14 protein-coding genes and 1 tRNA gene are annotated in these 15,399 nt (G+C 48.3%); 3 read left to right on the top strand and 12 right to left on the bottom strand.

The genetic code is table 11. From position 1 onward, the window contains the following. From IPL17_RS09450 to IPL17_RS09505, 12 genes are all read right to left on the bottom strand, one after another. Positions 1-370, bottom strand: a 370-nt coding sequence (locus IPL17_RS09450) for a response regulator (RefSeq protein WP_345306839.1), incomplete at its 3' end; no start/stop codon positions are given. Beyond that, a complete protein-coding gene (locus tag IPL17_RS09455) occupies positions 367-1,149 on the bottom strand; it encodes an ATP-binding protein (protein ID WP_345306840.1) in 783 nt (260 codons plus the stop codon). The genes IPL17_RS09455 and IPL17_RS09450, both read right to left, overlap by 4 nt. 37 nt (positions 1,150-1,186) lie before the next feature. After that, positions 1,187-1,837 carry a DUF4118 domain-containing protein gene (locus IPL17_RS09460; protein WP_345306841.1) on the bottom strand — a complete coding sequence of 217 codons (651 nt, stop codon included), beginning with the start codon at positions 1,835-1,837 and terminating at the stop codon, positions 1,187-1,189. A gap of 101 nt (positions 1,838-1,938) precedes the next feature. Continuing rightward, positions 1,939-2,012: transfer RNA gene (locus tag IPL17_RS09465), tRNA-Val, on the bottom strand. A 47-nt stretch (positions 2,013-2,059) separates the two neighbouring features. After that, positions 2,060-3,256 carry a M23 family metallopeptidase gene (locus tag IPL17_RS09470; protein ID WP_345306842.1) on the bottom strand — a complete coding sequence of 399 codons (1,197 nt, stop codon included), beginning with the start codon at positions 3,254-3,256 and terminating at the stop codon, positions 2,060-2,062. A gap of 63 nt (positions 3,257-3,319) precedes the next feature. Then, on the bottom strand, positions 3,320-4,585 hold the full coding sequence (locus IPL17_RS09475; protein ID WP_345306843.1) for an MFS transporter: 1,266 nt from the start codon (positions 4,583-4,585) through the stop codon (positions 3,320-3,322). A 109-nt stretch (positions 4,586-4,694) separates the two neighbouring features. After that, entirely contained in the window at positions 4,695-5,369 is a 675-nt protein-coding gene (locus tag IPL17_RS09480; protein ID WP_345306844.1) for an SOS response-associated peptidase, read from the bottom strand. After that, positions 5,369-7,264, bottom strand: a complete 1,896-nt coding sequence (gene selB / locus IPL17_RS09485) for a selenocysteine-specific translation elongation factor (RefSeq protein ID WP_345306845.1) — start codon at positions 7,262-7,264, stop codon at positions 5,369-5,371. The genes IPL17_RS09480 and selB overlap by 1 nt, the downstream gene beginning before the upstream one ends. Before the next feature lie 11 nt (positions 7,265-7,275). Continuing rightward, the gene (locus IPL17_RS09490; protein WP_345306846.1) at positions 7,276-8,463 is read right to left on the bottom strand and encodes a hypothetical protein; all 1,188 of its coding nucleotides are present in this window, start codon (positions 8,461-8,463) and stop codon (positions 7,276-7,278) included. Between the two features lie 63 nt (positions 8,464-8,526). Beyond that, positions 8,527-9,924 carry a proton-conducting transporter membrane subunit gene (locus tag IPL17_RS09495; protein WP_345306847.1) on the bottom strand — a complete coding sequence of 466 codons (1,398 nt, stop codon included), beginning with the start codon at positions 9,922-9,924 and terminating at the stop codon, positions 8,527-8,529. After that, positions 9,921-10,532 carry a hypothetical protein gene (locus tag IPL17_RS09500; protein ID WP_345306848.1) on the bottom strand — a complete coding sequence of 204 codons (612 nt, stop codon included), beginning with the start codon at positions 10,530-10,532 and terminating at the stop codon, positions 9,921-9,923. The genes IPL17_RS09495 and IPL17_RS09500 overlap by 4 nt, the downstream gene beginning before the upstream one ends. Before the next feature lies 1 nt (position 10,533). After that, positions 10,534-12,087: a hypothetical protein gene (locus IPL17_RS09505; protein ID WP_345306849.1), complete on the bottom strand. Its 1,554-nt coding sequence runs from the start codon at positions 12,085-12,087 to the stop codon at positions 10,534-10,536. 232 nt (positions 12,088-12,319) lie between these two features. Between IPL17_RS09505 and IPL17_RS09510 the strand changes: the two genes are divergently transcribed. The 3 genes from IPL17_RS09510 to menC all read left to right on the top strand — a co-directional run bounded on the left by IPL17_RS09510 (position 12,320) and on the right by menC (position 15,368). Then, positions 12,320-13,612 carry a DUF3048 domain-containing protein gene (locus tag IPL17_RS09510; protein WP_345306850.1) on the top strand — a complete coding sequence of 431 codons (1,293 nt, stop codon included), beginning with the start codon at positions 12,320-12,322 and terminating at the stop codon, positions 13,610-13,612. Positions 13,613-13,694: 82 nt separating this feature from the next. Next, entirely contained in the window at positions 13,695-14,219 is a 525-nt protein-coding gene (locus IPL17_RS09515; RefSeq protein ID WP_345306851.1) for a zinc ribbon domain-containing protein, read from the top strand. A gap of 33 nt (positions 14,220-14,252) precedes the next feature. Further along, the gene (gene menC / locus IPL17_RS09520; RefSeq protein WP_345306852.1) at positions 14,253-15,368 is read left to right on the top strand and encodes an o-succinylbenzoate synthase; all 1,116 of its coding nucleotides are present in this window, start codon (positions 14,253-14,255) and stop codon (positions 15,366-15,368) included. Positions 15,369-15,399: the final 31 nt, after the last annotated feature.

Consider the following 15,399-nt stretch of genomic DNA (forward strand, 5'->3'; position numbering starts at 1 on the left):
TCGCGGAATGACGCAATGCCACACGCACACGCGCCAACAATTCTTCGATCCCGAATGGCTTGGTTAGGTAATCATCCGCGCCTTTATCGAGCGCGGAAACTTTATCCCGCTCACTGTCGCGCACAGATAAAATAATGATCGGACATTGAGTCCACTCGCGCAGACGTGTACAGACTTCCACACCGTCCATGTCAGGCAAACCCAGATCAAGGATGATGATGTCGGGTTCATTTGTAGCAGCGAGAGTAAGGCCTTCTTCACCACGGCTTGCAGTTGTAACCTTGAATCCTTTTTCTGTCAGGATGGTTCGTATGGCGCGCTGGATCTGTGGTTCGTCATCGATGACTAAAATATGCGGCGCGTTGCTCATTCGGTCTCCGTATCCATTGTCAGGTTGGGAGGTGATGCACCTTCCCAAATTAAAGGCAGCGTGAAATTAAAAGCCAGGCCGTCTGGCATATTCTCCGCCCAAAGCCGCCCGCCATGCGCTTCAATAATTCCCTTGCAAATTGAAAGCCCGAGGCCTGTACCCGTCACTCGATCAGCAGCAGTGATGCGGAAAAATTTATCGAAGATCCTTTCGAGATGTTCCTGCGGTACTTGCGGCCCCTGATTGCTGACCACCACATGCACAGACTCATCTTCCACAAATGCGCGCACACAGATCACAGATTTCTCAGGCGCATACTTACACTGTTGCTGACCAAATTCAGTAAAGACCTGTTCCATTTGGACATAGTCCACGGGCATGAGCGGCAGACTCTCAGGCAAATCCACTTCAATGCGATGCTCCTCTGCTAAATGTTTCATACGCGCCAGAACACTTCCAACGATCTCAGACAAAATATTCCATTCACGTTTTGGTTTTAGTACGCCAGACTCAATGCGCGACATATCGAGCAGATTGCCCACTAGCATGTTCAAATGGTCGGCTTCATCGTCGATCGCGGCGATCAACTCAGGGCGTGCTGCTGAATCCCAATGGACATCATCACTTCTCAAACTTGAGGCGGCCGCTTTAATAGTGGAAAGCGGTGTTCTTAATTCATGCGAGACAGAAGATAAGAGAATGGATTTTAAATGGTCGCTCTCTTCGAGGACTCTGGCGCGTGACTCAGCCTGTGCGAGCCGCGCCCGCTCAAGCGCCAACGCTCCCTGACTGGCAAAGGTCTGGAATAAACGCTTCTCACTGGACGTTATGGCTGGTGCCGCTCTCCAAAGCCGAATCTCCCCCGAGTACGCCTCGCGCCACCCCGATAGGCACAACCCACTCTGGCGGACGATTCGGCTGATGTGTTTCAGGCAGGCAAAAAGAAAAAGGCTGCGCACCTGTAACACTTAATTCCACTGCTTCGCCCTGTGAAACTTCCTGCACCTGTTTGGCAAGGATCTGGGCAATGGCATGATCATTGTGTAAGCCAGCCAGCGCGGTGCTGAGTTCGTAAAGCCGCGTGGCTTCGCGTTCGCGCGCGTTGGCAGCGGCAAGGCTGACCTGCATGCGTCCCACCAGTTGACTGATCACGATGGCCACGATCAAAAATATGACAAGGATCACCACATCCGTTGGGCGATGAACGGAGAAGGTGTAATAGGGTTTGATAAAAAAATAATTGAACGTCAGGAAGGTTGTCAATGCGCTGGTGATGCCGGGGCCAAGTCCCAAATACGCGGTGATCAGCCCAAGCGGAATTAAATATAGAAGGGCAACCAGCGTAGTATCAAGCGCTTCACGCAGAGTGAACAGAATGCCTGTCACCAGGGCAATCAATCCAAATGCAAGAAGATATTGGGATGAACGTGAAATAAAGGATGAACTTCGCATGATCGTGGAGTTCATTATACCTTTTGAGCGAGCGGCTAATTTATATCTACTCTGAAAATGGGATCAGGAATCTGCAAAGTGTGGGAAATAAAAAACTGCCTTTCGACAGTTTTTTGTGGGCGCGGAGGGGCTCGAACCCCCGACCTCATGTGTGTGATACATGCGCTCTAACCAACTGAGCTACGTGCCCGGAGAAGTTCCAAGATTATAGTATAGCCTTTATGCTTTGGCAAGTCATTACGGCGGCGGCAGATAATCCCACGGGTTTACCTTCGCGCCAGCCATTAATTCAAAATGCAAATGCGGACCTGAAGATCGTCCTGTAGATCCAACCGCGCCGATCACCTCGCCTTGCCCAACACTTTGTCCGCAGCCGACATTAAGCGCACTCAAGTGGGCATACAAGGATTGGAATCCATTTCCATGATCGACCATGATCATGTTCCCATATCCATAATCATTCCAGCCCGCATAAACGATCACGCCGGCATCAGAAGCGTAGACAGCTTCGCCTTCATTGCCTGCCAAGTCGATCCCGCGGTGATTGGTTTGCTCTGAATAATCAAACCCTGACAGATAATGTTTATTTGTTGGGTAAATATATGCGCCATATCCCACAGCCCCGCCGCTGATCGGTCCGCAGGCGCCTTCGCCCATGACGCGGGCTGAGGATGGGTTTTCGCGCGTCACGCCTAGCGGCGCGCTCCAGCTAATAAATTCCCTCTTTCCATACGGAATTATTAACCAGGTACCGGTCTTGATGTTCGCGTTTTCAAAGTCGCCGACAGTGTTTGGGTCAATATTGTTACTGGGGTATTCGATAATGTCCGCCGCGGTGACGCCGTAAAAATTTGCCCATTGTCCAAAAGGAATACCGCCAAGCCATTCCCAGTAAACGCCGTCCACTGGCAGAATATTCAACTCTTGTCCGGGATTCAACGAATGTGGGTCATCCAGCAATAGATTGTAATTTCCCCACAAAATGGTTTGCGGTTCAAGGCCAAATCGTTCCGCGATACCAAAGACCGTGTCGCCTTCCAGGACGGTGTACGTTGTGATCTCATCCCTTGGACGTGAAGGGATGTTCGTGTGGATCTGCGCGCCGCGCGCAATTCCAGAAATCACCGGCACATCCACTGCTGGAATTGAACCGACGGCAACAACAGCGGTCGGCGTGGGACCTGAGGCCTGCGCACTGTTTCCTGAAAATGTATTTGGCGTCTGACGGTAAAAGGCCTGCACCAGCATGATCACGATCCCGATCGCAATAATGGAAAATAGATTTGTTCCAATCCGCAATAATGATTCGCCCAACCCCATTTGCACGAGGCTGTTCATCCAGCGCGTGAATAGACTGCGCCGATGGATGGGGGCGGGGATCTGATCCTGTTTTATATCTGATCTTGGAGTTTCTTCTTTAAAATCTTTTTGCATATTATTCATCATAACATGGGCAAAAAATCACAGTCAAGGAGTGTGCCAAACGCTAATCCTGCGTTAACCCGCCGCTTGCCTGACTTTTGGTTGAAATACCTGAATTCCGCCAATAATGGCGAGCGAGACAGTTCCACAGATCAAAGCTGTGTATGAAAGACTAAATTCCTGTGTCATCCAGCCGATTAACAGGCTGCCGAATGGCGCTACTCCCTGTAGCGCCCAAAGATAAATGCTGAAGACACGTCCGCGCAAATTATCCGGTACCTGTAATTGGATCAATGTGTTCATCGTAGCGAGCTGTGTGACTGCGCCCCAGCCCATCAATGCAATAATGATCAAGGTTGGCCACAACGAATGCGAAAAAGGGATCGCGATCATCCCTAGAATGAAAGCTGCTTCTCCCAGGATCAAACGAAGTCCGCGCCAGCGCGCGGTATTGTTCATCGCGATGGAGAAAGCCGCTGTCAATGCGCCGACTCCCTGCGCTGTGTAAAGCAGACTATTCCTCAGGTCTACAACGCTTTTGGTATCTCCAATTTGCCCGAGCAGGTCTTTTGAAACGACGGGCAGTTGCTGGGTGATCGGCATGGCAAGGATACCAATCGTAGCCGCCAGGACAATGATTAATCCCACCGATGAATTCTTTACGAGATATTGCGTGCCTTCACGAAATTCCTCCATAATGGAACGTGTGCGCGGCATGACAGGAGCTTTATATTTTGCGTGCACAAAAAATAAGCCGATAATGATTGCCCCAAAACTAATCCCATTGAGCAAAAAGACCCAGCCTTCTCCATTTTTTGTAGATAAAAGTAATATAGGCGCGACAAGTGAAGGGCCGAGCACACGGGATAGATTAAAGGCTGTGGATTGTAGAGCGATCGCGTTCGGTAGTGCTTCACGCCCAACCAGTTCGATCAGCATGGCTTGACGTGCTGTGATCTCGAATGCGCTTGCCGTACCCAGGATGAGGGACGTGATAACGATTTGCCATATCTGGATTGTGCCGCCTAATGCGAGAAATGCCAGCACAAGTGTATCCAGCATCATGATGGTTTGTAAAAAAATGATTGCTTTACGTTTATCGACATGCTCGATCAAAACTCCGCCTGGCAGGGCCAGGAAAAAAGTGGGGAGGGTCGTCGCAAAACCGATCAATCCCAGGTCAAAGGGACGGCCGCTGATCCGATACGCCAGCAGTGGCAGCGCCGTATTTTGCATGGAGGTGCCGATCAGCGAAAATAAATGTCCCACCCAGAAGATGGCAAAGTCTCGAGATGCCAGCGCGGGAAAGCGTTGTGATAGGAGGATGAGGAGTTTGGTCATGTTTTTTTCGTCACTGCGAGGAGGAATCACTTTCCGGTGAAGCAGTCTTCTTTATATTGCGAGAGATTGCTTCCGGCGGAAGGACAGGTGTGACGGTTAACGATTATGGTTATGCGGGTAAAAGGCACTCAGCGCGGTCATTGCCTGGGCTGTTGACCATTGTCGAAACCGGGTAGGCGGACATCTTGTCGGCGGGGAAGGATCGAATGAGCGGGAGTAGGCTTTCGGGATGCTTTGCACGAGGTGCGGGATCCAACCATTGAGAATAATCTGCTCGATCCAGGATCACAGGCATGCGGTTGTGAAGAGTTGACATCAGTTCATTTGGCTCGGTGGTGATGATGGTGCAGGTGCGCAGCACGCCGCCATCAGGCGATTGCCACTCATCCCACAGCCCCGCGAAGGCGAATGGGTTTCCATCTTTCATGTGAATGAAATAAGGCGTTTTTGTTTTCTCACCTTGAACCGCTTTCCATTCGTAAAAGCCATCCGTCAAAATAAGACAGCGCTTGTATTTAAATCCGCCGCGGAAGGATGGCTTTTCCGCGATGGTTTCACCACGCGCATTGATCAGTTTGTTCGCAATGCTCGGGTCTTTCGACCAGGATGGAATTAACCCCCATAGGAAAAAATCAGCTGTATTCTTGCCATCGTTCGGTATCGCGAGGACGGGCTGTGACGGTGCGATATTGAAGCGTGGTGAAAATTTATTAGGAAAAATATAATCTCCGAACGCGTCTTTTAATTCGGCTGGGTCAACTGTAAGAGTAAATCTGCCGCACATTATTTCCTCAACTTTCTAAAATCACCATCCCGCACGGTAAAACCGATCGAATCCAGATGTTCAAGAAACGCCTGGGCATATTTTCGGGTGGTGCTGAAAAGGTCACGTACTTCTGCTAGCGTGATCTTTTCCTGATGCTGAAACTGTTCACTAAGTTTTTTTCTCATGTCATCATAATCTTTTTTGCAAAAAATGACATCCTGTGAAACAGTAAATAACTCTTCGAGTTCAAGTAGCGCGCTGACAATTTCTTCGCCGACTTCACTCTGACATTCCTTGACACTTGGTCCTGCATATGGATTCGCTTCGAACTTTCGCATCAATCCTTTAATTTTAATCTGGTCCTGTTCATTGAATTTTATCTCGTGGTTGGGTAGAGTGAGAAAGTTGCCATGTTCAATAAATATAGACTTCACAATACTTAACTTGACGACTGCATTGAATATTTTTGGCGTGAGTTTTAGCTTGCTTTTTAATTCCTCACGTGGAATTCCACGACGTAGCGGGTATTGTATATGATAGGCATTGATCGTGTTTATCGTACTGTTTTGCAATTCATTCCAGCGCGGAAGCGGAATGGCGAGAGCGTTGCTCGAAATTGACGGCGGAACATCTTCCAAAAGAATGAGCTGGCCAGTATTGATCAATTCCTTCAACGTCTTTTCTGCAATTGAAGTCTCCAAACGTGATTTGGAGACCATCTCCTTCACTGAAGCGATGTTAAGCGCAATTGCTGCTTCGAATAGGATATCTTCATGCGAGCCTTGAGCAAGCGCTTCAAGTGATTTAAGAATCTTTTTGTCAAAGCGTTTGTGCCTGCCTTTCGGCTGGTGATCTATGATTATCCCGCCTCCGAGTGTTTCGCTTGGCGATGGACGGCGCAGGATGTATCTGTCACCGCGCACAGCCACGACAGGATCACGCAGTTCAAGTTGAATCCAGCCTTCTTCGCCCGGTAGCAATTCTTCAGTTCCAAGCAAACGTAATGTCGCAATGGTTTCACTTGCGCTGACAAAGAATTTCACTTCGCTGGAATGTTTTAGGGAAGATGCGGCATCTTTCAGTAATCGAAAACGCGCATCGATTCTTCGGGTGGCTTGATATTGGTTCGGGTGGACGACTACATTCCCGCGATTAATTAATTCTGTGTCCACTCCTGAAATGTTGACGGCTGTTCGTGACCCGGGGGTGGCTCGATCTTCTTTCTTCTTGTGAGTTTGGAGTCCTCGTATTCTTCCTTTTATTCCGCTTGGCAAAATTTCCACTTCGTCGCCAACGGAAAGATGACCATCATGGAGCGTGCCTGTAACGACTGTACCGAACCCGCTCATGCTGAATACGCGGTCAATGGGCAGGCGCGGACGGTTAAGGTCAAGCCGCGCGGGTTTTTCTTCCAATATTTTACTGAGACTTGTGATGAGGGCATCAAGTCCTGTTTTATTTTTTGCTGAGACTCGAATGATAGGCGCATCTTGCAGGACGGTTCCACCAAGAGCGCCGCGAATGTCAATTTCCAGCAGATCAAGCCAGGCGGGGTCTGAAGCTAGATCTATTTTGGTGAGAACCACGATGCCAGCGGGAATCTGCAATAGATCCAGTATCGCGAGGTGTTCTTTTGTTTGCGGCATGACACCTTCGTCTGCGGCGATGACAAGCAATGCCGCGTCAATTCCCCCGATGCCTGATAACATGTTTTCGATGAAGTCGCGATGCCCGGGTACATCCACGATCCCCACTTCTTCGCCGTTCGGGAGCGTGAGCCAGCCGAAACCCAATTCAATGGTCATCTCGCGGGCTTGTTCTTCCTTGAGACGGTCTGGGTGCGTGCCCGTGAGCGCCGCAATCAGCGTGGATTTTCCATGATCTACATGACCTGCCGTACCGATAACTCGCATGATTTATAGTTTTACTTTTTTGTCTTCTTGCCGTGCCCCATGATGCGTTGATAGGATGTCATCCATTCATGTACCACATTCATCAGATCCTGCAATTCTTTTTCAGCGACATCGGTGGTCTGTTGCAATTGGTCCTGTAAGACCTGCAGGGCATCGGTGATCGGCGGGAAGCGCACTTCCGTTTTTGCAATATCCTTGCGAATGTCGCGGAAGGATTCCTCGTTTGACAGGCTGTACCCAGTCCATCGTTTTTGATCGTCTGCCTTGAAGCTTGCCCATTCCTGTCTGAGACGGTCTTCCGCGAGACGCTGCATTTCGGTCACTTCGTTGATGCGGCGTTCAAGTTTTGTGTTGAGTTCAAGATACGCTTCCTGCGCTTTTTTTGCGCCGCGCAGAGCCTCATCGAGATTTTGAATATGCAGGTCAAGGTTCGCGGATTCTTTTATGAAGGATTCGTATTTTTCCTTCCATTCTTTCCAGGCGCGGTCACGGTTGATCTGCGCTATAGCCTGTTGTTCAAGGAACGCCGCCTGCGCTTGTTTGCGTTCCTGTTCTGAGGAGAGCAGGCTTGCAAAACGATTCTCGACATTTTTTAGCCCGTCGGCGGTTATGGTGGCTTTATCGCGGTTTTCGTCGATGCGTTTGCGCAAGGCGGTCACTTCACCTTGTACATCGGCGATTCGTTTAAGATCATTCTTGCGGGTTTCTTCAACCGCCTTGACTGCGTGTACTGCGTCGTCTTTTGTCCGCACGACTTCATCCACCTTCATTTTTAGATCGCTGAAGTTGGTTAGAACCCGCTGTATTTCGTTTTCCCTCGCCTTGATCTGCTTTTTTATTTCCGTCTGATCAGTGGCAGCTTTGACCTGTACGATCGATTTTTGGATCTCGATCAATTCATTCTTATAGCGGTTTTCATTTTCCTTCTCGGCAAGCGCCTGCGCTTTTTCATTTTCTTCAAGCAGCTTTGTGAATTCATTGCGTTGTTTTGTGAGCAGCGCTTCAAATTGGTCAAGACGCTGTGCAGTGGGGGAGATTTCCGATATCTGTTTGCTGAGCGGTTTAATCTGTTTCGAAACGGCATCCACCGTGGTTTCGAATGCGGCCAAGCGCGCACTCACTTTTGTGAGTGTATCTTGATTCTCGCGTTGTTGTTTATCCAGCCATTCAAGGCGCTTGATAATTTGTTCGAATTCCATGTTGTACTCCGATATTTTTGTTAAAAATTATGATTGAAATTATAGCACGCTCATTCAATCAGCTTATTTGCCCAGGTGAAGGAAGAGAGTGGGCAGGCCTTTGAGAAATGGCTGTATTATTTGTGGAAGAATTCCCAGGATGAAGAGACCGATCACACCCAGCCCGAGCATGAGCATTTGCACCCATGTTTCTTTCAACTCCCAGGCTTTATTTTCCTCGACAGTCACGAAAACAGCCATTGTGCGGATCGCGCCCATAAGCAATCCAAGCATTCCCAGAAAGGACCAAAATGAAAGCGCCAGTGATTGTCCCGCCAGTTCCTGCCATAAGGCCAGCCGTGGGGGAAAACCTGCCAGAAGGGGAAAACCAGTCATCGAAAGGTGAGCAAATATAATTGCCGAAGCGGCGATCGGATAGCTGCGCGCCAATCCTTTGACCTCGCTGAAACGCAATGAATAGGCTTTGCGTTTCATGATCGAAAGTGCCAGGGCCCAGACTGCCAGTTCCAATCCGCGTGGAATTAAGAGAAGGAATGTGACATTTACAATTTCAGCGGATCTTAATCCCATGGCAAGGATGAGTAAGCCTGTTTCAGCGATTGCCGCATATCCCATCATCCGCCCAATGTGTTTTTGTAAGGCTGCAAAAATCCCGCCGCTGGCAACCATGAATACACCCGCCAATTGGATGGCGTTTGAAAGTTGTGGCGAGGTGCGCAGCCACGTGTAGCGATCTAAAAATCCCAGTCCGAAGATAATTGTGAAAGTCGGCAGTACCCAAAGCAGGAATCCAGCTACATAAGGCGGCGCTTCTTCGGTTATTAGGGGAATCCAATTGTAGAGCGGGAAAATTCCGAGCAAGAAGGCAAAACCCAGACCAAGCATTGTTCCAGCTTGTATCGTAGTATTGATGTCGCCCGGACTAGCTTCCACGCCTGCCAACATCCACCCTGAAAAGAGGATGAAGGGCATTGCCAGCGTTTGATAAATAAGGAAACGGATCACGCCGCGACCGGGTTTTTGGTACGTCGGTACCAATAAGGGGATCACTAACATGGCAGCCATCTCAAGCAGCAGAGCTGCAAAAAGGAAAGGTTCAACTGCGATGGAAGCAGTCAATAATGCCACGATCATCAAGCCAAGAGATACAAAACGGTTAGCGGTGCCTGAGGCCTCCGTCCCGAAGAACCATAATGCGGCCAAGCCATATATGATCACAAGCAGGGGGCCGTCCGCGGTGTTAAGAGCAAAGCTGCGTCCCAGGAAGTCAATAGATGGAGAAATTTTTATTGATATTGAACCAAGCAGCAGCGCGGTATCGATCGGAATGGCCATCGCTATAAGCGCAAGAATCATTGCTGCTGTTCCGCCGATGAGAGGGGAAATCCGTTCGCGTAAAAAGAGCAGGATCAATGCTCCGGAAAGAAAGGGAATACCGATCCACAGAACTGGTGCGCTCATAATTCCTCCTCCATATCATGTGGAAAGGAACCGGCGATCATTAAATAAGAACCTGTAAGGCTTAATCCGAGGCTGGTAATTGAAAGTAGACCTGCTACAAGGATCGAACTTTCCACAGCCGCATAAATAATTTCAAAACCAGCCAGCAAGATAAGCAAACCAAGGATCATACTCAACAGGTTTGAAGTTACGCCGAGTTGAAGAACGCCTGCTCCGATCAACATCAGCCCGCCAGCAATAACCGGTAAGCCAAGACCGGGAATCATAGCTTCAATTCGTGGTGTTGACCCTATGGTAACGATCACAACAATGCACATCAAGATCAAGCGGAACCATTGTCCACGCGGCCAGAAGGATTCCCCTTTTTCATTTTCGACAGTTTGTAAACTCAACCGTGTCATGCCCAATGCGGTTACCACCATCCAGCCTGTAATGAGTTTTGTAGAGGCCATTATAAAAGGCATGTGATGTGTTATCAGCAAGAAAGCCGCGAGATAGAGTATGGCCAGCGCACCGAGGTTTGTGCGCCAGTCAAGGTTGATCAACATGACGGTGCTGGCTGCGAAGATCAACCCAACTGCGATCCATGAGATGATTTCAGAGGTCATTCTATGGAAGCCCTTGTGTTAATAAAGATATGAAGATAATCAAAAAAAGCAATGTCCACATAATACCGCCTTCCCCTTCAATCGTACTATTTATGGACTGGCTGACCCTTCCAATAGCTCGATACACCCCCCATATATTACTGTAGATACTATCTGGACTGGAGGTTGTTGTTGAACTTACCCAGTGTGCGCGGATCGGGTTCAGTACTCGAAAACGCGGTGTTGCCCAAGCTAATCCAAACGTCAAAACTGAAACGATAATGGCTTGTACCCATGCGCCGATTTGAGATGCGCCGTCCCAGCCGAAAAAACCCAATAGGATTTGAACCGTGATCAGAAAAAGAATACCAGCTGGATATACTGCGCGGGCCCAACGTGGTTGTGATTCAAATGTATCTCGTCCAGATGGACGCAGGGCATGACGAAGAAATCCTGCGCAGATCAGGGCTTGTGCCGCAATAACGAATGGAATGAAGAAGCCCAAATTGCCAAGCCAGGCGCTTGCTGTTAAAGAAAAGGGAAAAGAGGAAAGACTCCACGCGCCAATGAGCAAGGCCCGGTTTAGCCAAAGTTGTTGGACCGATGCGAGAAACAGCCCACCTCCAACCAGAACGAGGGCGCATCCCCAGGCAACAGCCCCTAATGGATTCCCGCTGAGTGCCGATGTGACCGAGAGCGCAGCCAAACCAATAATCCAATAGGGGCGGCCTGTTAATTCATCGGGTGCACGCAGCCACATCCAGCCGCCGTAAAGCGCGGCCATAATCGCAAGTCCAAGCAGAAATGGGGTCAGATTGGAATTTAAACTGACAGCAGGGATGTGTGTGAGCAGCACGAGACTTGACGCTGCTGATATTAATCGAAGTGATGTGCCAAGTCCGCGCCTTAATATGGATTCTGATGAATAAGGCAAATGCAGCGGCAACACACCCAATCTCAGCCCCGCAGCGGCAACAAGATATAAACCCGAAATTGGTGCAATTGATTGAAAATCGAAACTACCCCCTTGAGAAATACTGACAATATGCGCCCATAACAATAAACTAATTCCAAGTGCGCGCGTGGAAAAGGAAATAACGATTTTTTCGTTGTCTGCTGCGCTGTCTGCTGATGTTATCTGCGTAATAAGCTCAGTGATATCCAGCGCACCCCATACCAGTACAAGAGTCAGTGGGTTATCAGACGTAACAGCCATTAATCCAAGTCCGCCTAGCGCAAGACTGCCAGCCCAGCTAAGGGAATTGGAAACACCCGGCCTTGCCACAGATGTGAGCATGCTGGTCAGGGTAAGCGTGACAATGCTGAGCGCCAGAGGCCATGAAATTCCATCCGCATGAAATGAGATCGGGTTAACGAATAATTTGTCTGGCTGCCAGGCGAGTAGATTTAATCTGAAAGGCATTTGAGTTTGCCAGATGAATATACTGATCGTAGTCAGGGTGGCGCCGCCCATTGCCGTCCACCATGCATAGCGTGAGTTTTGTTGGGTCACACGCAACACGATCAGTGCCAGCGCAGATATGAAAAGAATCGAACAGGAAATCAAAATCAACATGGGAAAAACAATTGTATCAGTTTTATTGTCAGGCACTTTGCCTTTTATGGATGGTGGGAATTGCAGTGGTTAAATCTCTATCAATACCCGGCCGCAAAGTGCATAGAATGAATGGATTTTTTTTGAGTAGGAGTTTGCGTGTAGTATTGCATTCCGTGAAATATCTGCATTAACTTTACTGGGTTAATCCCCCAAAGGTCAACGAGCATCCTGATTTGGTACAATCATTCGTATGGATTTTAGACTTTACAGGCGCATTAAGTTCAGGGCCGTTGTTCTGATATTAAATATTTTGTTGATCGCTTCCTGCGCTTCTTCTCCCGAACTGGCCCCTATCCCAGTTTCACCGAGTGTGATTTTACCTTTTGACACTACCTTGACACCTTTCCAGCCCTTAGCCGATACAAATATTGACCCTTACTTAATCCTGTCGACTCCGCAAATCGAACCTACCTATACACCCTACCCGTCTTATTATGTTCCCGCTCAGGGATTATCTGGTTCTGTGCAGATACTGCCTCCACCTGAAGTTACCCCCCTAAGTATCACCAACCCGCTGACCGGATTGATTGTCAGCGATCCATCTACTTTCGAACATCGACCATTTGCAATAAAAATAGCGAACTCGCCCGATTATGTTCGCCCTCAATCAGGATTGACTCTGGCGGATGTCGTCTATGAATACTATATAGAATGGGGTGATACTCGTTTTATCGCAGTATTCTATTCAAATAACCCCAAAATGGTCGGACCTGTGCGCTCAGGTCGCTTTTTTGATGAACATGTCACGCGTATGTATCATGCATTCCTCGTATTTAAATCAGCGGATCCGCGTGAATTAAATTACTTGAAAAGCAGTGACCTCAATGATTTCCTGGTCATTGTTGGGTTTGGTGGCTGTTCCCCTTATTTCACGGGACCATATCACCGCGACTCCTATAACAATCAATTTTTTAACTCTACAAAGTGGGCTGCTTGCGCCATAAAGAAAGGCGTAGATAATTCTCCACAGGTAATCAATGGCGGATTTTTCACAGAGGATTTGCCCGAAAGTCCATTAGCTGTGACCCGCATTTTCTCTTCCTATTCAATTTATAGTTACAACTATTGGGAGTATGATCCCGCCACTCATAAATATTTTCGCTACCAGGAAGCAAATGACATGGTAAAAGGGAAGCCAGAAGCGTATGCCCCGCTTTCGGATGCGCAAACAGGGTTGCCTGTTACCGCTGAAAATGTAGTTGTGCTGTTTGTTCCTCATATTTACGCAAATTCCTATAACGCGCATGATCAAGTATTTAACATTGACCTGTTGGATTTTGGGAATGCCTATGTGTTCCGTGACGGGGTGGCAATACCTGCTGTTTGGCATCGTGCCTACCAGGATCAACCGGTACTGCTTACCACTTTGGAAGGGGAACCCATCTATATGCGTCCAGGGCGAACTTTCTATCAGGTGATGGGTGTGAACTCTTCCTACACTCAGAGCGGGACGGATTGGCGTTTTGTTTTCCAAACTCCATGAGATAATGGATTAAAATAGCTTTCCATTCATACCATTTTGTAACGAATAAATTGATTTAAGAGGATACAGTTCTGGAGTTATTATGACCTTTGACCCGGTTTTTTTAAGTAGTTTTGCGCTCGTGTTGACCGCATTTGGGGGCGCATTTTTAGCTGCATTGTGGATAAGCCTTGTAGTATGGACATATCGGGATATTCGCGCGCGCGCGCGTGATCCGCTCGTGCAAACACTCGCGTCTTTACTGGTGGCTGTATTGAACTTGCCCGGCGTGCTGATCTATTTGATTCTGCGTCCACAGCGGACATTGGAGGAGGAATATCAACGCACGCTGGAAGAGGAAGCTTTGCTGCAAGCGCTGGAAGATCTTCCGCTTTGTCCGGGCTGCGAGCGGCGTGTGAAGGAAGATTGGCAGATCTGTCCAAATTGCCACACAAAATTAAAGAAGACCTGCCATCATTGTTCAAAATTCATGGAATTACCCTGGAATATCTGTCCGTATTGCGGCACACCTGCGCCTGGCATGCGTTTGGAATCATCTGGTATTGATGACGTATTACGCGCGCTGAAAGTTGGGGATGAGCAAACAGATGTCCAGGTTGATCATTGATATTTTTGTCGTTCAAACAAGGTTATTAAACAAATGAAAATAGAATCGATTACCTTTCAGCATTTGTCCATGCCGCTTGTCTCGCCGTTTGAAACATCCTTTGGCCGTGAGACCGACCGCGAATGTATCTTGATCACAATTCATTCAGAGGGATTGATCGGGTATGGAGAGTGCGTCGCTTCACGTGACCCAGGCTATAACTATGAAACGACTGGGACCGCGCTTCACATTCTTAAGGAATTCATCACGCCGTTAATTATTGGAAAAGATATTAAAGGTGCGTTGGATTTTCAGGAGCGAGTCTCCGGCATTCGCGGACATCACCTTGCCAAGGCTGGGGTGGAAATGGCGCTATGGGACCTGCTCGGCAAGCGCGAGGGCAAATCTTTGCGCGAATTGCTGGGGGGCGTGCGCGAAAAAGTTGAAGTGGGTGTCTCAATTGGGATACAGCCATCAGCTCAAAACCTGGTGAAAAGTGTGACAGACTATGTTAAGCAGGGATATGCCCGTATAAAGATCAAGATCAAACCCGGCAGGGATGTGGATGATGCCTCTGCTGTAAGAAAAGAATTTCCCGATCTTCGTTTGCAGGTGGATGCGAATTCTGCCTATACAATGCAAGATGCGAGAATACTCACTCCGCTCGATAGGCTGAATTTATTGTTGATCGAACAGCCTTTGTTTGAAGACGATATTTGGGATCATCATAAATTGCAGGAACAATTTGAGACACCGATCTGCCTGGATGAAAGCATTATTACTCCGCGCCATGCTCGTTATGCTATCGAGATGAAAGCCTGCCGTATCATTAATATCAAGGCGGGTAGATTAGGCGGTTTGAGTCAGGCAGTGATGGTGCATGATCTATGTAAGAACGTTTCGATGCCTGTTTGGTGTGGGGGAATGTTGGAGACGGGTGTGGGACGCGCCTCAAACATTGCCCTGGCTTCTCTGTCTAACTTTATTTTGCCCGGCGATATCTCGGCATCAGATCGATATTATGTGCGCGATATTACGAACGAGCGCTTTATATTAAATTCAGATTCAACCATTGACGTGCCGCGCGGAGCTGGCCTGGGTGTGACCATTGACGAAGATGTGTTAAAGGAATTTACACTTTCTAAAATATCATTTTCCTCCAAAGCATAATTCATTATATTGATCAATAATACTTACCCAA

Source organism: Candidatus Villigracilis saccharophilus, assembly GCF_016711665.1.